At 41.1% G+C, this 19,940-nt stretch carries 10 protein-coding genes; all 10 read left to right on the forward strand.

Features of this window, described 5'->3' with window-relative positions; all coding sequences use genetic code 11:
- The first annotated feature begins 3 nt into the window (after positions 1-3).
- The 10 genes from ACTNB8_RS01850 (at position 4) to ACTNB8_RS01895 (ending at position 19,932) form a co-directional block, all read left to right on the forward strand.
- A complete protein-coding gene (locus ACTNB8_RS01850) occupies positions 4-891 on the forward strand; it encodes a ComEC/Rec2 family competence protein (protein ID WP_441051808.1) in 888 nt (295 codons plus the stop codon).
- A gap of 123 nt (positions 892-1,014) precedes the next feature.
- Positions 1,015-2,823: a Na/Pi cotransporter family protein gene (locus ACTNB8_RS01855; RefSeq protein WP_441051810.1), complete on the forward strand. Its 1,809-nt coding sequence runs from the start codon at positions 1,015-1,017 to the stop codon at positions 2,821-2,823.
- A 304-nt stretch (positions 2,824-3,127) separates the two neighbouring features.
- The gene (locus tag ACTNB8_RS01860; RefSeq protein WP_441051813.1) at positions 3,128-4,579 is read left to right on the forward strand and encodes an alanine/glycine:cation symporter family protein; all 1,452 of its coding nucleotides are present in this window, start codon (positions 3,128-3,130) and stop codon (positions 4,577-4,579) included.
- A gap of 2 nt (positions 4,580-4,581) precedes the next feature.
- A complete protein-coding gene (locus ACTNB8_RS01865; protein WP_441051815.1) occupies positions 4,582-6,183 on the forward strand; it encodes an amidohydrolase in 1,602 nt (533 codons plus the stop codon).
- 185 nt (positions 6,184-6,368) lie between these two features.
- Positions 6,369-12,368: a leucine-rich repeat protein gene (locus ACTNB8_RS01870; protein WP_441051818.1), complete on the forward strand. Its 6,000-nt coding sequence runs from the start codon at positions 6,369-6,371 to the stop codon at positions 12,366-12,368.
- Between the two features lie 164 nt (positions 12,369-12,532).
- Positions 12,533-13,975, forward strand: coding sequence for an ATP-binding protein (locus ACTNB8_RS01875; RefSeq protein WP_441051820.1), 1,443 nt, complete (start codon positions 12,533-12,535; stop codon positions 13,973-13,975).
- Positions 13,962-15,944 carry an excinuclease ABC subunit UvrB gene (gene uvrB, locus ACTNB8_RS01880; protein WP_441051822.1) on the forward strand — a complete coding sequence of 661 codons (1,983 nt, stop codon included), beginning with the start codon at positions 13,962-13,964 and terminating at the stop codon, positions 15,942-15,944. Before ACTNB8_RS01875 ends, uvrB begins: the two co-directional genes overlap by 14 nt.
- Positions 15,945-16,063: 119 nt before the next feature.
- On the forward strand, positions 16,064-17,221 hold the full coding sequence (locus ACTNB8_RS01885) for a pyridoxal phosphate-dependent aminotransferase (RefSeq protein ID WP_441051825.1): 1,158 nt from the start codon (positions 16,064-16,066) through the stop codon (positions 17,219-17,221).
- Positions 17,222-17,508: 287 nt separating this feature from the next.
- Positions 17,509-18,678 (forward strand): pyridoxal phosphate-dependent aminotransferase, encoded by a 1,170-nt coding sequence (locus tag ACTNB8_RS01890; RefSeq protein WP_441051827.1) that lies wholly within the window; start codon positions 17,509-17,511, stop codon positions 18,676-18,678.
- A gap of 30 nt (positions 18,679-18,708) precedes the next feature.
- A complete protein-coding gene (locus ACTNB8_RS01895) occupies positions 18,709-19,932 on the forward strand; it encodes a dicarboxylate/amino acid:cation symporter (RefSeq protein ID WP_441051830.1) in 1,224 nt (407 codons plus the stop codon).
- Positions 19,933-19,940 lie beyond the last annotated feature (8 nt).

Genomic DNA, 19,940 nt, shown 5'->3' on the forward strand with positions numbered 1-19,940 from the left:
GATATGGAAAAGAAAATAAATAACAAAATAATCAAAGTATTTTTGACTGTTTTATTTATGGTACTGTTTCTGACAGGAGCAGTGCCATGTTTTGCAAAGGGCATTTCATGGAGAGTGACGCAGTATGGAGATGACCATGATGCAGGGCAGTCCATGTTTTATACTATTAAAGGCAGTAATGGAAAATTGATTATTGTTGATGGAGGCTGGGGCGGATATCATCAGCGTGTACGGAACATAATAAAAAATAATGGCGGAACTGTAGATCTTTGGATCATTACACACCCACATCCAGATCACACAGGTGCTTTTAACAGAATCTTTGCAGATCCGCAGGGCATCAAAATAAAGAAAATATATGCACCGAAGATTGATTCTGCAAGGTATAACAAGTACAAAAGAGCCTGGGACGATTATCCCGTATACCAGAGATTTATGAGTGTGATATCAGGAAGCAGAAAGATAAAATGGCTGAAAGCAGGGGATTCCCTTAATTTTTCAGGACTTACGATAGATGTCTTTAACAGCTACAGTAAGAATCTCAGAAAAACCACAAAAGATATCTGTAACGGTTCATCACTTGTATTTAAAATATCAGGAAAAAAGACCAGTATGCTTTTTACAGGGGATATTCCTGCAAAAACAGGCAAAAGACTTATAAAAACTTATGGCAAAAAGTTAAGGGCAACATACCTTCAGGCACCTCACCATGGAAATAATACGGGCAGGAAATCTTTTTTCAAATATATCAGGGCGAAAGTTACATTTGTAGATGCTCCGTCTTTTCTCAGAAATAATTATTCAGCAGTAAGGGAAAACCTGAGCATTATAAGCAGAACAGGAAGTAAGTTATATACATATAACAACAGAAAAAGTGTGGTTATAAAATAAGACAGTGATAAAAAAAGAAAAAATCAGATGTTGTAATCAGACTTTTGATATGGCATAATGAGAAAGGCAATGTTAAAAATAAGCAAAATCTAAGTTAAAGCAATGTAAACAGAGGAGAAAATTATGCAAATATTTTCAATGGTCTTATCTTTGCTGAGTGGAGTAGCATTATTTTTATTCGGAATGTCGCTGATGGGTGACGGACTTAAATCAGTTGCAGGCAATAAGCTGGAAGCTTTTCTGTACAAAATGACAAATACTCCGCTTAAGGGCGTTGCACTTGGTACCGGTGTTACCAGTGTTATTCAGTCCTCTTCTGCAACTACCGTAATGGTTATTGGTTTCGTTAACTCCGGTATGATGAAACTGAAACAGGCTATCGGTATTATCATGGGAGCCAATATCGGAACCAGTATTACAGGCTGGATACTTTGTCTTTCATATATCAAGGGTTCAGGCGGTATTGCAAACATTCTTTCAACTGCAACTATTTCAGCAGTTGTGGCGGTTATCGGTACACTTCTCCGTATGGCCTGCAAAAGGTCCGTACATAAGAATATCGGAAATATCATGCTTGGTTTTTCCATTCTTATGACAGGTATGCAGACAATGAGCGGTGCAGTTGCTCCGCTGAAAGAAAGTGCGACATTTACGGAAATGCTCACAATGTTTTCCAATCCGCTGGCAGGTATTCTCGTAGGTATTCTTTTTACAGCAGTACTGCAGAGTGCATCAGCTACAGTCGGTGTGCTCCAGGCACTTTCCGTAACAGGACTTCTTACATTTGCAAGTTCATTTCCAATTGTGCTTGGTATCGGTGTAGGTGCTGCCTGTCCTGTCCTGATTTCTGCAATCGGAGCAAATAAGAACGGTAAAAGAACAGCTCTTATATATCTTCTGAATGACCTATTCGGTCTGATCCTGTGGTCAGTGATCTTCTACAGTGTAAATGCTGTTGTTCATTTTGGATTTATGGATATGGTTATGACACCGGTATATATTGCAGCTCTGAACACAGTGTTCCGTGTGGCTACTGTTATTGTTCTGTTTCCTTTCATTCCGAAACTTGAAAAGCTGGTATGCTATCTTGTGAAAGACAGTGCGGAAGAACTGGAGGATGAGGCAGATTTCGATCTCCTTGAAGAACGTCTTATCAATTATCCCGCACTTGCAATCGGCCAGTGTCATCGTGCAATGAATGGTATGGCGAAGAAACTTCGTAAGAATGTAAACAGAGCAATGAACCTTCTTAATAATTATCAGAAGGATAAATACGACAAGGTACAGCGTAAAGAAGACCTGATTGATAAATACGAAAGCCGTCTCGGTGAATATCTGATTCAGCTGACCAAGCGTGAGATGAACACCGCGCAGACAAGACAGGTATCTCTCTATCTTCATACGATCAATGACTTTGAGCGAATTGGAGACCATGCTTCCTATATTGCACATATGTCAAATGAGATGAATGACAATCATACAGATTTTTCGCAGGCTGCCTGGGATGAATTGAATATTGTTATGGAAGCTGTCCGTGAGGAAATTAATATCACCTGTAATGCATTCATGGCAGATGACAAGGAAGCAGCTCTTCGTGTTGCACCTCTTGGTGTTGTTATCACAAATATGTGTGATGAACTGAAACTCCATCATGTGGAACGACTCAGTGAAGGAAACTGTGGCCTTGAAGAGGGAACTGTATTTAATGATATCCTTAACAGCTTCGGACGTATCGCAGCTCACTGTGCAAGTGCCATGGTTGCATTGCTGAAAAGTGGGGAAGAAAACTCTGATATCCACATCCATGATTCAAAGATATATCCGTCAAACAGTGTGGAGTTCCGGACTTATTTTACTGAATACAGTCAGAAGTATGATCTTGGTAAGAATGAAGGACATGTGGTCAGCATGGAACCTGAAGAAGTAGAATAACAGAGAAATTTATATCAGCTGGGAGTCAATCCCCCAGCTGATATAGCCTCCGGCAGGATTGCAGAGGTGCGCAGTAGAAGTATGTCATGCAATTGCATGACGCGCACCTCGCAGCAAGAATGCCGAGGCATTCTTGAATATACAAAAAAGAAATCCTTTGTACTGGAAATTCCTGATGTAAAGGATTTCTTTTATTTTGCATTATTATGCGCTTTTTGTATGAAATAGTAGATTAAGAGGCTAAAATATGATATAATATAAATACTGTGCATGTTTATACGATTAAAAAGAGAGGAGAAAGGGAATGTTTGCATTATTTGAAAAATTTACAAACTGGATGTGGGGACTTCCGTTACTGATCACAATTCTTGTGACAGGAATATATCTGACTGTGAGATCCGGATTTTTCCAATTCCGTCATTTTGGATATATTGTAAAAAATATGTTCAATAAAGAAAGACGTCAGGGAGGTGGAGATGATGGCAAAAACCTGACACCTTTCCAGGCAATTTCCATTGCAATCGGAGGAACTGTAGGTGTATCTAATATGTCCGGTGTGGCAACTGCGATCGCAACCGGTGGTCCGGGAGCACTGTTCTGGCTGTGGGTGGCTGCACTTCTTGCAATGATCATCAAGATGACAGAAGTAACACTGGCAGTATATTACAGAGAAAAACAGCCAAATGGAGAATATCTCGGAGGACCTACATATTATATGCAGAAAGGTCTGGGAGATGAGAAGAAACTTCCGTTCTGGAGAATTTTTGCAGTATTGTTTGGTGGCTGTATCTTTATGACATGGTTTATCACTCTTCAGAACTTTACTGTATCTGAGGCTGTGGGAAGTACTTTTAAACTGCCATATATTGTGCCCTCAGTTCTGTATGTCCTTGCAATTTATTTGATCATCATCGGCGGGGTTAAGAAAGTAGGTGTCATCTCTTCTTATCTGACACCTGTTATGTGTCTTCTTTACATCGTGGGCTCTTTGCTTATTCTGATTATGAATGCAGATAAACTTCCGGAAACTTTCGGGCTGATCTTCAAAGGTGCTTTTACAGCACAGGCAGCTGTTGGCGGTTTCCTGGGAGCAGGTGTGGCAACAGCCATGCGTCTTGGTTTTGCCCGTTCAGTATACAGTAACGAGGCAGGCTGGGGAACTTCTCCAATGATTCATGCATCTGCAAAAACCGATCATCCTGTAAAACAGGGACTTATGGGTGCTTTTGAAGTATTTGCAGATACTATTGTTGTATGTTCCATGACAGGACTTGTTGTTATTGTAACTGGATACTGGAATTCAGGTCTGCAGGGTTCGGAACTGACTCTTACAGCTTTTGAATCCGGCATGGGATCTGTAGCGAGAGCATTAATTGCAATCAGTATTTTCCTGTTTGGACTTACCACATCTACAGGCTGGTTTACTTACTACAGTGTTATTCTGAAACACTGGCTGAAAGGTAAGCAGAAAGTGTTTAAAGTTGCAGAAAAAGTATTTATACTTGGTACACCTTTATGGGGACTTCTGGTTACTGTCCTGACACTCTACGGAAACGGAACACCGGCACAGCTGTGGGTAATTGCCGATTTTACTACAGTATTCCCGACCTTTGTAAATGTGGCGACTCTGTTTATTTTAAGCGGAACTTTCTTTAAGCTCCTGAAAGATTACAAAGCGCGTTATATGGGAATCGGAAAAGTGGATAAAGATTTTGATCTTTTTTATGAAGATAAAAAAGCAAAAGAGGGAAAATAAAGTTGGACAGAATTTTTTTTAACGGATGTATCCGTACATTAGATGACAGAAACACAGTTGCTCAGGCTGTGGGCGTTGAAAACGGCAGGGTTGTCTTTGTTGGAAGCAATGAAGAAGCATCAGGAATATCATGTGAAGACAGAGTAGACCTTAAGGGAAGATTACTTCTTCCGGGATTTGTGGATTCACATATGCATATGCTCAACTATGCATATGTGGAAAATTCCGTCAAGCTTTTTGACTGCAGAAGTGTGGAAGATATGCTGGAAGCTGCCAGAAAGAAAATGGAAGAAAATAAAAAAACTCCGGTAAGCTGGCTCTACTGCAGAGGCTGGAATGAGGAAAATTTTGAAAATCCACGTTACCCTCATAAAGATGAACTGGATTCACTGTCATCAGAGATTCCGATTATTATGGTGCGTGTGTGTGGCCATGTTGCAGTATGTAATACACCTGGACTCGAAAAGCTGCAGAAAATCAAAGAATTTGATGAGATTGCAAAAGACGTAAATCTGGAAACAGGTCTTATTAAAGAGAATGCGGTACAATTTTATTATTCTGTACTTGATGCACCGACACAGGCAGAAGTAGAGAATTATATAAAATACAGTGTGAAAAAACTGAATAAATGCGGTTTCACAGGAATTCAGTCCGATGATCTGGGAGCACTCCCCGGCAAAAACTGGAAGCGTATTATGAATGCATATAAAGCACTGGATGAGCGTGGAGAGCTGAATTTACGTCATTATGAGCAGTGTCTTTTTGAGCGTGCGGAAGATGCAAAAGCTTTTATCGAAGAAGGATACAGAACAGGCCAGAGAGGTGATCATTTTACGATAGGGCCTGTGAAACTGATCCAGGATGGTTCTCTTGGGGCCAGAACAGCGGCAATGAATGAACCATATGAAGATTCTCCAGGAAATACAGGCATTATTACATTCAGCCAGGAAGAATTGAATGAATTGTTTAAACTGTTTGACCAGAACCAGATGCAGGCAGCAGTTCACTGTATCGGTGACAGGGCAATGGATATGGTAATAGAAGCCATTAAGAATTCACCATACAGAAAAGATAATCTTAAAGGCCGCCATGGTATCGTCCACTGTCAGATCACAAATCCACAGATTCTGAAAGAGATGGCAGAGGAAGATATTCTTGCCTACATCCAGCCGGTTTTTGTGGATCTGGATATGAATACAGTGGAACCTGCTATCGGGGCACACCGCATGGAAGGAATCTATGCATGGAAAACCATGCTTGATCTGGGAATACATGCTTCAGGTGGTTCTGATGCCCCTGTGGACAGCTTTGATGCAATGGAGAATATTTATTTTGCAGTGACACGCAAAAACATCAGCGGTCAGCCGGAAGAAGGCTGGATCCCGTCAGAAAAGCTCAGTGTGGATGAGGCAGTGAAACTGTTTACAAAATATGCTGCTTATGCATCTTATACAGAGAATGAAAACGGAACTATTGAGACAGGAAAAAATGCGGATTTCGTGGTTCTGGAAAAAGATATCTATGAGATTGATCCTGATGAGATCAAAACTACAAAAGTAGATATGACCGTACTTGGAGGAAAGACGGTGTTTGAACGAAAATAAAATAATTGAGGAAAATCCTTCCGGAAAATGGTTCAAATCTGGACCATGACCGGGAGGATTTTTTTCTTACAGGAATTGATTTATACAGGGAAATTCGGTATGATGAAACTGTAACTGAAAGCAGAATGACCACTTACGTTTTTGTGTGAGGGACTGTGCGATATCAGCTATGGGAGGGAAGCAGTATGAAAAGGTTTTTATCTATTATTCTATCAATTTCTATGACGCTGGGATTGTTTGTAAATCCTGTTTTTGCAAGTGAAACAGCTTATACATCAGAACCTCAGATCTCGGCAGAAAGCAGTCAGATTGAGGCAGAGGGAAAAGATTCCGCAGGTCAGATGATCGCAGATGCCATATCGAAACAGGCGGCGGAACAGAATTCAGATGCTGCCTGTCACATATCAGGACTTACCATTGACAAAGAGAATATGACAGCTGAGGTCAGCTTTGTTACAGACGAAGATGCAGAAGTTATGGTAAGCATTTTTTCCGGAAAGCAAAGTGCTCTTTATGCTTCCGGAAAACAGAAAGTCACACCTGCGGAACACAGTACAACGGTCAAAATTGCCTGCAGAGATGGCATAAACAGTGTGCCCGATACTTTTACCGGAAAAGCGTATCTTCTGGACAGAGACAGCCATGAGCCACTCTGCGATCCTTTTACTACCAGCGAATACACAAAAGAGATCATGGATCTGAAGGCCTTCACTACAGAAGACTTTCCGGAAGACCGTGTGCTGAATCTGGACAGTGACACAGAGACAAACTTTGCAGTATACAGTGATGAGATCAGTGTGATCGAAGAAAATGCCGGCAAAAATCAGATCACGGATAACGGAGACGGCACGTATACAGTTACGAATGCGGATTCATCTTTTACCTCACTGATAAGTGGAGATAAATTATCCTATACAGATTCAGATGGAAATGTTCTTCTTCTTACAGTTTCAAAAATATCAGTAAATGGAAGCACTGTTACGATCTGGAAAGAAACAAAAGAAGAAGACCTTACTGATTATTTTGACTATCTGAAAATTGAGGTGACAGACCAGAATGTACCACTTGATATAGATGAAAGTACCATGGACGAAGGTGTTGAATTCCTGGGCTGTGATGTTGATACTCAGGGTGAACTTCCGGCAGCAGGCGCAGAAGGAGAAGGCAGTTTAAGTCACTCGCTGGCCTTTCAGATAAAGAAAAAAATACATAAAACAGAAGATGACAAAGCAGGCGTTGACATCAAAGGTGAACTGAATCTTCAGCTGAAGTCTACCCTGAAATATTATCTTTCCGCAAATTATCAGGAACTCTTATTCAAAATAGACTGCTCGATCAGTGTTTCCGGTGAAATTTCAGGAAAACTGGAAGAAAAACTTCCGTTAGCCAGAGTGGAGATACCAATACTTCCATGTGTCAGCGCAGGTTTTACACCGGCTTTTGTAGTAAGAGGTACAGGAGCAGTAAAATGGACCCTCGAATGGAAAGAAACTGTCGGCGTGGCTTATGATACGAAAAATGGATGCCGTGATGCAGGGGAAGCACCAACCACAACAGCCAAGGCTGAAATCAGCAAGACGATATTTGTCGGAATTGAAGCCACACCTTATGTATGTATTGTAAATGAGAACCTCTGCAAAACTTCCCTGGAAACTTCGGCAGGAATTGAAGTAAAGAGGACGCAGAGCGGAAATCTGGATAACACAAAGATACACAAATGCAAAGACTGCATTGCAGGATCCGTGAAATGCAAGGTGATGGTAAAAGTAAAATTGGATCTTGTAAAAGGTACAGTCAGCATGGAGGCAGTGCTTGTATCTCTTGAAGCGAAACTGTTCGATTATTATCGTTCTGCTACCTATAATGAATCCGGCTATGGCAGCTGTTCGCATGTGTATTATAAGACGAAAATCAGTGTAGATGATAAATCCGGGACAGCCGTGCCACAGGCATGGATCACACCTATGAGAGTCGGGGACAACGGACCGGCAGCAGTGAAGTTCCTTACAGATAAAGATTCACCGGAGATCACTTCCGTGTCAGCAGGGACAGATGGAACTGCCGTGGTTTATCTGCAGAAGGGAGACTATGTGTTCCATGCAAAAACAGATGAGCTGTCCTGCAAAAAAGAGGCAGAGATAAAGGCGAGATCCGAATATACAAATGAAGTAAATCTGACCATGGATACACGGACTTATCCAGTGACTGTCAAAGTACAGGACGGATCAGGAAATCCGGTGGCAGATATGGCTTTTAATGAAAAAGATCCGGAAACAGGAAAAACTCTCACTGTGGAGGGAAAAACAGATACAGACGGAAAAGCTGAGATCCGGCTTCCACTGGGAACTCATACTATCGAGGCAAGAAATAGCAGCTACAAAGGCTCCAGCGAAATCACAGTAACAAAAGATACCAATACATTAACTATAACTGTAGAAGAAATCAAATACGGAACTATTAACCTGATCGCAGTGGATGGAGATGGAAATGTGGTTTCCGGTGCGGCCATAAGTGGAGGAAATCTGTCTGCATTTCTGAGAACAGACAGCAGTGGACGTGCAAACTTCAGGGCAGAAGTAGGCCCGCTTATCATTCATGTAAAAAAAGACAAAGCCTCCGGAGATGCAGCTGTGGAAGTGGTCGAAGGAACACAGGATGTGACGGTGGTGCTGGACGATGGAAAGGCAACAGTTAATCTGACAGTTGTTGATGAAAATGGAAAAGCAGTGCAGGGAGCATCAATAAGTGTATCAAATCTGACAGATACTTTTACAACTGACAGTAATGGGAAAACGAAATTCAGAGTTGAACCAGGCCAGATTTCAGTCTGCGCACGGAAAGACGGCTATTATGTAAGAGAATCTTTCAGTGTGAAAAAAGAAAACCAGACAATTGAGCTTAAATTAGAAGTAACACATTTACTTACTGTTAATGTTATAGATGAAAATGGAAAACCAGTAAAAAATGCTACTGTAACCGGACTTGATCTGAAGGAGGATTCTGTAACAAATGTGAATGGTGTTGTTACAATTAATGCACCAAAAGGAAAGCAGTGCGTAGAGGCATACACAGACAGTGCATTTGGTTATGGCAGTGTGGAAATAAATGATGCGGAAGAAAAACTGACCATATCATTAAATGAGACAAACTTTTTCTGGACATTGAATGGCGGCAAAATGCGGATATTTGGAAGCGGTAAAATGCCAGATGGAAGTGTTGTCCATGAAGAGTGGCTTCCATGGCAGCTTTTGAATCTTACAATAACAGATGTTGTAATAGAGGAGGGAATTACGAATCTTGGATACAGAGCTTTTTATGACTGTTACAGTCTGAAAAATGTGAAAATGGCAGATACTGTAACGGATATTGGAGTCAGGTCTTTTGAGTGTTGTGAAAATCTGGAAAATATAAAAATTTCTGAAGCAGTAACCAATATAAGCGATTATGCATTTATTGGATGTAGCAGTCTGGAAAATGTGGATATACCGGAAAGTGTAATCAAAATTGGAATAGATGCGTTCAGATATTGCAACAGTTTAAAAAGTATAAGAATACCGGATTCAGTAACAGATATTGATTACAGGGCATTCTGGGGATGCAGCAGTCTGGAGAATGTTGTACTGTCAGATTCTATGACAGTTTTGAAGGCTGATCTGTTTTATTATTGCAGTAATCTTAAAAGCGTTCAGATACCGAATTCTGTGACAAAAATAGATTATGCATTTACTGGCTGCAGTAGTCTGGAAAGTATATGGCTACCGGGTTCTGTGGAAGAGATTAATGGCGCTTTTAGAGGTTGTAGCAGTTTGAAAAGCATAAGAATACCGGATTCCGTAACAAAGATGAAGTCCGCTTTTTCAGGATGTAGCAGCCTTGAAAGTATTTATGTGCCAGATTCTGTAACAGATATGGATACTGCATTTGCGGGTTGCAGTAAACTGAAAAATGTAAACATATCAAATTCAGTAACAGGACTCTGGGAGACATTTGCACGCTGCAGCAGTCTGGAAAGTATTTATATTCCGGATTCAGTAACAATCATTGAATATGAAGCATTTTATGAGTGTAATAATTTAAAGAACGTCAGATTGTCGGAATCATTGGAAAAAATCAATGATTATGCGTTTATGTATTGCAGCAGCCTTGAAAGTATACAGATACCGGATTCAGCGTGGAAATTAGGATGGAGTGTTTTTAACGGTTGTAGCAAATTAAAAGCTATTGTTTTGTCGGAGAAGATGAGTGACATTGGAAATTCAGCGTTTAAAAATTGTACCAGTCTGGAGTCAATTGTATTACCGGATAAGAATATAACTATCAGAGCCAGTGCCTTTGAGGGTTGTACGAATCTGAAAAAAGTAGAAACACGGAAACCATTGACGTATATAGAGACAAAAGCATTTAAAGACTGTATTAATTTAAAACAAATCTGTATAGCAGCAGTTTCATATGTGGCGGATGATGCGTTTGAAAACTGTCCTGCAGCAATTATTCAACAGGAAGCAACTTCTGCTTCTGGTACAGATGACACGTTCTCTGACTCCGCAGTTCTGGAAACAGAAGATGAATTATCGGAAACCGATCCGAGTGCAGCGGCATCTGATGCAGATGGTCTGACTGAAATAATTCTTACAGATGAAGATAATGAAGAAGCTGTTTCAGGCGAGGATATTTTCGACAGTGAAGAGGTAATCCCGGAGACAGAAGCTGATACAGAGGACACCACAGAAGCCAATACAGAAGAGCAGGAAACATCAGCTCCGGCAGCAGATCTCAGTGACATCTCCGATGATCCGGAAGCGACAGTGACAGTTATGGAAAAGGAAACTTACGGAGCGCAGGCAAGAGTAGCAGTCAACTACTGGAATGACCTTCTGGAGACAAATCTGGTTCCTGGTGAAAGATATCTGATGGTCTATGTCTGCAGAAAAGATGAAGACGACCTTCTGAATTCAAAGAACGTATATTATATGGAACAGAAAACGGCAGACGAAGAGGGAACCATTTTGTTTAAATATCCGCTTATGGTGTTTGCATCAGGTCCTTCAGCTCCAACCAGAACAGATCCGGAAATTTATGTTTACGGCCCATCTGCGGAAAATAATCTGTCTGATGCGAATGTGGAAATTTCGCCTCTCACAGAAAACGGAACCTGGCAGTCTCCGGAAATAGAAGTTGGCTACAGAGGAAAATATCTCACAGAAGATGTAGATTACCGGGTGAGCGGTGACCTGAACGTGAATGAAGCCGGAGAATATTCTGTTCTGATCAAAGGAAGGGGCAATTACAGCGGAAGAATCAGGGTATACTTTACCGTAAATGAAAAAGATGTTTCTGAGGATCCGGCAGATCATGAACACAGATATACAGCTTCTTATCAGTGGGAAAAAACAGCAGACGGACAGATGAGCTGCACAGTTGTCTGGGACTGCACTGTAAACAATTGTGGCGCAGAGTCTGTTACAGATGCAGATGTTACCAGAACCGGAACATATTGTACAGGTTTTATATACAAAGCCTCCGCAGTACTTGATGGGGTGATGTACACAGATACTTACAGAGAAGCCGGAGCAGGACATTCCTGGACCTCCTGGAAAACTGTTTCAGCTGCAACTGTATTTCAGGCAGCAAAACAGACAAGAACCTGCCAGAGATGCAAAATATTCGAAAACAGAACCAGTGGCAGTAAGTTAAAACCAATCATTCAGACAAATGCGAACAGTTTTCCGCTGAAAGTAAAACAGACAACAACGAAGCTGAAAGTGACAGGTCTGGCAGCAGGAGACAGAATTGTATCCTGGAAATCTTCCAATCCGAAGATACTGACAGTTACAGCTAACGGTAAACTGAAAGCAGGAAAGAAAACAGGAAAAGCAACGCTTACCATAACTCTTGCAAGCGGACTTAAGAAACAGATCAAAGTCAAAGTACAGAAAAAAGCAGTAAAAACAACGAAGATTTCTGTATCACAGATGCGTATAGTTCTGAAAAAAGGAAAGAAACAGTTACTGAGACCAGTGATCACACCGATTACTTCATTGCAGAAAATTACATTTTCTTCCTCCAACAAAAAGATTGTTTCTGTAAACAAAAAAGGCCAGATCACAGCCCGCAAAAAGGGCAGGGCAAAGATTACAATCCGTTCAGGAAGCAAAAAGAAAGTGGTAACAGTTACGGTGAAGTAAAGCAGAAAATCTGCGAAGTAACAGGGAAAGGATAACGTAAATACATACGAAAAAGAAATATGGTCTGAAAATATACCTGTTTCTTTCAGTGGAATTCTGTTAAAATAGAGTGCATAAAATGTTTTTTTATCTGTATTATATAAGAAAGCCGGTTTGAGGAAAGAATGAAAGCAATATCTATATATACTATTACCAGAAATCAGAATACAGATCAGTTGTCCAGGCTGGAACGTCAGTTATCGGGAAGAGCTTCCTTTCTGAAAGTACGTGAATGGGAACTGGAAAGCATGAAATCTCTGGTAAGGCATCTGGAGGAACATATGCAGGAAGTATATGCCCTGCGTTTTTTTTATTCGTTTCAGATACCGAAGCTGGGAAAAGAATTTGATCTTCTCCAGATCAAAGATGACCAGATCGTTAATATTGAACTGAAAAGTGGAACTGTATCTGACGAAGCCATCTGTAAGCAGCTTTTGCAGAACCGTTATTATCTTTCCGTACTGGGAAGGCCGGTCCAGTCATATACCTACATCAGCAGTCAGGACAGACTGGTAAGACTTACCAGCCATGATCATATTGCGGAGGGAGACTGGAAACCACTGGCAAAAGCTTTGCAGAAGAAAAGCTGCGATTATACAGGGGAGATTGAAAAGCTTTTTCAGGCGGAATTATTTCTGTTTTCTCCATTGACAGAACCGGAGCGTTTTTTGCAGAAAGAGTATTTTCTTACTTCACAGCAGAGAGATATTGAGCGGCAGATACTGAAGGCAATACATGAAAAAACCACAGGACATTACTGGTTTACAGGCCTTCCGGGAACAGGAAAGACTTTGCTTCTTTATGATATTGCAATGAGACTTTCGTTACGGCACAGAGTATGCATGATACACTGCGGTGATGCCGGGCAGAAATGGAGACAGTTGCATGATCGTCTTCAGAGAATTGATTTTCTGTCTGACACTCAGCTGGAAAATGAAAGTCAGCTGGAAAAGTACCGGGCGATCCTGGTAGATGAGACACATTTTCTTTCCGAAGAAAAAGTAAAGATAATTTTGAATGCGGCAGTACAGCAGCCGGTGATTTTTTCAAGTGACAGTGAAGATACAATATCATCGGATGAGGTAGAACGAAATGCAGTAACATTGCTGGAAAGCATGGAAGATATCAGAAAGTTTCATCTGACAAACCGTATCCGGACAAATGCGGAACTGTCATCTTTTATCCAGCATATGATGCATCTGCCGGAACAGAAAGTACAGAGACATTATCCGCATATACAGATTGCATATGCAAATAATAATGTGGAAGCTGAAAATCTCCTGAAAGATTACATAAGGCAGGGATATCAGTATAAGCCACTGCATGACACAGAGCGTCTGGCTGTTCTGACAGACGAGAAGTATTATTATGATGAAAAAGGATATCTCAGGTACATATATTCAGAGAATTGTGAGAAGAAGTATATAAGAGAACTTTTTCATCAGCTGAATCAGGCAAAAAACAGTATCGCACTGGTTATAAAAGAAAATGAAGAAGTATATGCAAAATTACTGGATGTTTTGCAGGCGAGAGGGGATATGAAGGGAGAAAAATATGGATCATTTTGAATTACACTCCGAATACAAACCTACCGGCGACCAGCCTCAGGCAATTGAGAAACTGGTCAAAGGATTCAAAGAAGGCAACCAGTTCGAGACTTTGCTGGGTGTTACCGGATCCGGTAAGACCTTCACCATGGCAAACGTCATCGCCCAGTTAAATAAACCAACTTTGGTACTTGCGCACAATAAAACACTTGCAGCACAGCTGTACGGTGAGTTTAAGGAATTCTTTCCTGAGAACGCAGTGGAATATTTTGTCTCCTATTACGATTATTACCAGCCGGAGGCTTATGTGCCATCTACAGATACTTATATTGCGAAAGATGCCTCTACAAATGATGAAATTGATAAACTGAGACTGTCTGCGACAGCCGCACTTTGTGAGCGGCGTGATGTAGTGGTAATTTCTTCAGTATCCTGTATATATGGTCTGGGTGCTCCGCAGGAATTCTTTGACATGATGATTTCTCTTCGTCCTGGAATGCAGAAGGACAGAGATGACGTGATCAGACAGCTCATAGATATTCAGTATAACAGAAACGAAACGGATTTTCATCGAGGCACTTTCAGAGTAAGAGGAGACGTACTGGAGATATTCCCCGCAAACTCTACAGACAGAGCCATTCGTGTGGAGTTTTTCGGAGATGAGATTGACCGGATTACAGAGATTGACGTACTTACAGGAGAGATAAAGAGTGTACAGCAGCATGCAGCAATCTTTCCGGCATCTCATTATGTAGTACCTCAGGAACAGATTCAGCGGGCAGCAGATGCAATTCTGGAAGAGATGAAAGAGCAGGTAGCTTATTTCAAGAGTGAAGACAAGCTTCTGGAAGCACAGCGTATTGCAGAGAGGACAAACTTTGATGTAGAGATGATGAAAGAAACAGGATTCTGTTCAGGAATCGAGAATTATTCGAGACACCTTACAGGACTGGCTCCGGGACAGCCACCATATACACTGATGGATTATTTTAAAGATGACTTTCTTCTTATTATAGATGAGTCTCACAAGACAGTTTCACAGGTAGGAGGAATGTATGCCGGGGATCAGAGCAGAAAACAGACACTGGTGGATTATGGCTTTCGGCTTCCATCTGCAAAGGACAACCGACCCTTAAGTTTTGACGAATTTGAGAACAAACTGGATCAGGTTATGTTTGTATCTGCAACTCCGGGACAGTATGAAGCAGAACATGAACTTCTAAGAGCAGAACAGATCATACGTCCGACAGGACTTCTGGATCCGAAAGTTGAAGTACGCCCTGTTGAAGGTCAGATTGATGACCTGATCGGTGAAGTAAATAAAGAAACAGAAAAAGGCCACAAAGTCCTGATCACAACACTGACTAAAAGAATGGCAGAGGATCTGACCGATTACATGCGTGATGTGGGGATTCGTGTAAGATATCTTCATTCTGACATTGATACACTGGAACGTGCGCAGATCATCCGCGATATGCGACTGGATGTGTTTGATGTTCTTGTCGGTATCAACCTTTTGCGAGAAGGTCTTGATATTCCGGAAATCACACTGGTGGCAATTCTGGATGCCGACAAGGAAGGATTCCTTCGTTCAGAAGTTTCACTGATTCAGACAATTGGACGAGCTGCCAGAAACAGTGAAGGCCATGTTATCATGTATGCAGATGTGATGACAGATTCCATGAAAAAAGCCATCGAGGAAACTGAACGAAGAAGAACGATCCAGGAAGCTTATAATAAAGAACATGGAATCACGCCGACGACGATTAAAAAGGCAGTCAGGGATCTGATCACAGTATCCAGGGCCGTGGCAGAAACAGAAGACAAACTGCAGAAAGATCCGGAGTCCATGAGCAGAAAAGAACTTCAGGGACTTATCCGTAAAGTTGAAAAACAGATGCGTGCAGCTGCCGCAGATCTTAACTTTGAACAGGCAGCAGAACTACGTGACAAGATGATTGAACTGAAAAAAAGTCTGGAAGAACTGTAAAATTAAAATCAAATACACTTTCCTCTTGTACAGTGAAGAATTAAGTGATAAACTAATACTCAAGTTGTTTTTGTTGTGAAAACAATTGCGGAAGTTCATAAACGAAAGAGGGAATCATAATGCAGTTTGCAAAAAGGCTGGACAGATTTGGAGAAGAAATCTTTGCTGCGTTGAATAACAGGCGAATGGAACTGGAACAGCAGGGAATGAAAATATATAACATGAGTGTAGGAACGCCGGATTTCAAAACGCCGGAATATATCAAAAAAGCACTGGCTGAAGCGGCAATGGATGACAATAACTGGAAGTACAGTCTTCGTGATCTGCCGGAACTTCTGGAGGCAGTCTGTGATTATTATAAGAAGCGTTTCCAGGTTGAACTGACACCGGATATGGTTATGTCTGTATATGGAAGTCAGGAGGGAATGGGACATCTTGGAATGGCGCTTTGTGACGAGGGTGATATTGTTCTTCTTCCTGATCCATGTTATCCTGTTTTTGCGGCAGGAAGCCTTATGGCGGGAGCAAAGCCATATTACTATCCGCTGGTTGCAGAACATGATTTTCTTCCTTATGTAAAGGACATTCCGGAAGACATAGCAAGAAAAGCAAAATACATGATCGTGTCACTTCCGTCAAATCCGGTAGGAAGTATTGCAACCCCGGGACTGTATGAAGAAATAATTGAATTTGCAAAAAAATATGATATTCTGATCATACATGATAATGCATATAGCGATATTATTTACGATGGAGTCCATGGTGGAAGTTTTCTGGCTGTACCCGGAGCAAAAGAAGTAGGTGTGGAATTTTTCAGTCTTTCCAAATCTTTTAATGTTACCGGGGCGCGCATCAGTTTCCTGGTTGGACGCCCGGATGTAATTGCAGCACTTCATAAACTGAGAAGCCAGATCGATTTTGGCATGTTCCTTCCAATTCAGAAAGCAGCCATTGCAGCACTTAGGGGACCTCTGGAAAGTGTACAGGAGCAGTGCAGAATGTATCAGGAGAGAAGAGATGCACTCTGTCAGGGACTCAGAAGTATTGGCTGGGATCTGCCAAATGGAAAAGGCACAATGTTTGTCTGGGCCAGAATTCCCGGAGGCCGGACAGACAGTATGGCATTTTGTATGGAACTGATGGAAAAAGCCGGCGTGATTGTCACACCGGGAGCAAGTTTCGGACCGCATGGAGAAGGATATGTACGTTTTGCACTTGTTCTTCCACCGGAGAAGATTAAAGAAGTGATAGAAGCAATCCGCAACAGCGGAATTTAAGGATAGAATTATCAGGAGTTTATGTAAAAAGGACGAAGGGGTTCTACGGAGCTTGCTTCGTCTTTTTGTTGTGCAAAAATTAACAAAGTGCATAAAAAAACAGAAAAAATAATAAGAAAAATGTTGAAAAATGATAATAACTGTGCTATCGTATCAATAAAGAATTCTTTGTACAAAACAACGTTTCATATAATGAAACAAATATAAAGAGGTGGAGCTGACCTCTAAATTTTAAAATCTAAAACAGAAACAAAGTTTCACAATATGAAACAAATGGAGGGACGGAAATGGAATTATCAAAAAGTGCAGGATCAATCAAACATTCAGCAATTCGCAGAATGTTTAATAAGGCAATGCAGTATGATCATGTAATCAGCTTTACATTAGGGGAACCGGATTTTACAGCATCACCGAATGTTGTAGAAGCCGGATGCGAAGCTATTCGTGAAGGAAAAACAAAATATTCTGCAAATGCAGGAATCGTACCGTTAAGAGAAGCTGTTGCAGCTTCATTAAAAAGAGATATGGATATGGAATATGATCCGGCTACAGAAATTTCAATTACTACCGGTGGAATGGGAGCTTTATTTCTGACTCTTAAATCTCTTGTAAATCCGGGAGATGAAGTAATCATCTGCGAACCGTACTGGACAAATTATGTTCAGCAGGTGCAGATGTGTGATGGAGTTCCTGTATTTGTTGTATGCAGAGAAGATAATGATTTTATGCTGGATCTTAAAGATCTGGAAAATGCAGTTACAGACAAAACCAAAGTTCTGATCATTAATTCACCAAGTAATCCTACAGGATCAGTGCTTGATGAAGCAACACTGAGTGGTATTGCGGAAATCGCCAAAGCTCATGATCTGGTAGTTATATCTGATGAAGTATACAAAACTATTGTTTATGACGGACTGAAATATAAGAGTATTTCACAGTTCCCTGGGATGAAGGAACGTACCGTAGTTGTAAACAGTTTCTCAAAGGGCTACGCAATGACCGGATGGCGAGTTGGATATGCAGCAGGTCCTGACTGGATCATTGACTGCGTAACAAAACTTCAGGAAGATGTAGCAGCCTGCGCAGCTATGCCCTGTCAGTATGCAGCACTGGAAGCCTTGACGGGATCACAGGAATTTAACCACTACATGGTTGAAAAATACGCAGAGCGCCGCAAGGTAATGGTTGAAAAATTAAATGAGATTCCTGGAGTATCCTGTAAAGCACCGAAAGGAACTTTCTATGCATTTGCAAATATTAAGGAACTTGGACTTGGTTCACAGGATTTTGCAGATAAGCTTCTGGAAGAAAAACAGGTAGTTGTAGTACCTGGAACTGCTTTTGGTGAAGGTGGTGAAGGATATATCCGTCTTTCCTATGCTACAGATATGAAAAATATTGTAGAAGGACTGAAACTGATTGGAGAATTTGCAACAGAACTTATGAACAGTAAATAATATTAACTTAATCAGGAGGGAAAGAGATTTATGAGTAAATTTTTACAGAAAATGTCAGAAAAATTTGCACTTGTCCTGTTTTTATCTGCTGTAGCAGGTGTGGCATTGGGACTTATCCTTGGAGATAAGGCAGATTACATTAAACCGCTGGGAACAGTATTTACCCGACTTTTGACAATGGTAGTACCAGTACTTGTATTTTTTTCTATTTCATCATCTTTTGCAAATATCGGAAATGCAAGAAAACTGTCCAAATGGGCAGGTAAAGTAATCGGATGGTTCCTGCTTACTACATTTGTAGGAACAATCATCGGTATCATTATGGGGCTCATTTTTAAACCGGGTCTTGGTATCGGACTTCCTAACGGAGCCGATTATGAAGTTACAAAAATCACAGCAGATATGTTCATTGAATGGCTTCCGTCTAATGCTGTAGGTGCTCTGGCAGAGGGAAATACTATCCAGATTGTATTCCTATCTATTTTTGTAGGTATTGCAGCTGTATGTCTCCCAGATGGAAAATCAAAAGACACAATCGTAAATCTTCTGAATTCCATGCAGGATCTTACACTGAAAATTGTACAGGGAATCATGTACTATGCACCAATCGGTATCTGTTGCCTGATGGCTTCCTCTATTTCCAGTCTTAAAGGCGCATTCCTGAAAGAAATGGGAAGCTTCCTGATCGCAGTTACTCTTGGATTTGCAATCCACATTGTACTTTGCTATTTCGGTGCTCTGAAATTCTTTGCGAAGATCAGCCCGATCAGATTTACAAGAAAACTTTTCCCTGCACTTATTACAGCATTCACAACAACAAGTAGTGCCGGTACAATGCCAATGACTCTGCAGTGTGTAAAAAATATCGGTTGTGATGATGAAATCGCAGACTTTGGTGTACCGCTTGGTGTAACATTTAACATGGACTCTATGGCTGTAGAAATTCCTCTGTATATCATGTTAGGTATGTTTGCAATCGGCCAGAGCCCGAGTTTCCCGCAGCTTCTTCTGTTTGGCCTTATGGGTGTTGCATTCTCCGTTGGCTGTGCAGGTGTTCCTGGTGGTGGACTTGCAATTGCAGTTATCCTGATCAATGCATTTGGTCTTCCTGTAGAAGTAGTAGGCTGGATCGCAGCAATCTTTTTCTATCTTGACATTACAGGAACAACTATTAATATCTGGGGTGATGCAGTATGCACCACAATTGTTGCAAAATCTGAAGGAATGTTTGATAAAACCAAATTTAATTCCTGATAATTGGA

Source organism: Blautia sp. HCP28S3_G10 (assembly GCF_052065235.1).
Taxonomy (GTDB): domain Bacteria; phylum Bacillota; class Clostridia; order Lachnospirales; family Lachnospiraceae; genus Blautia_A.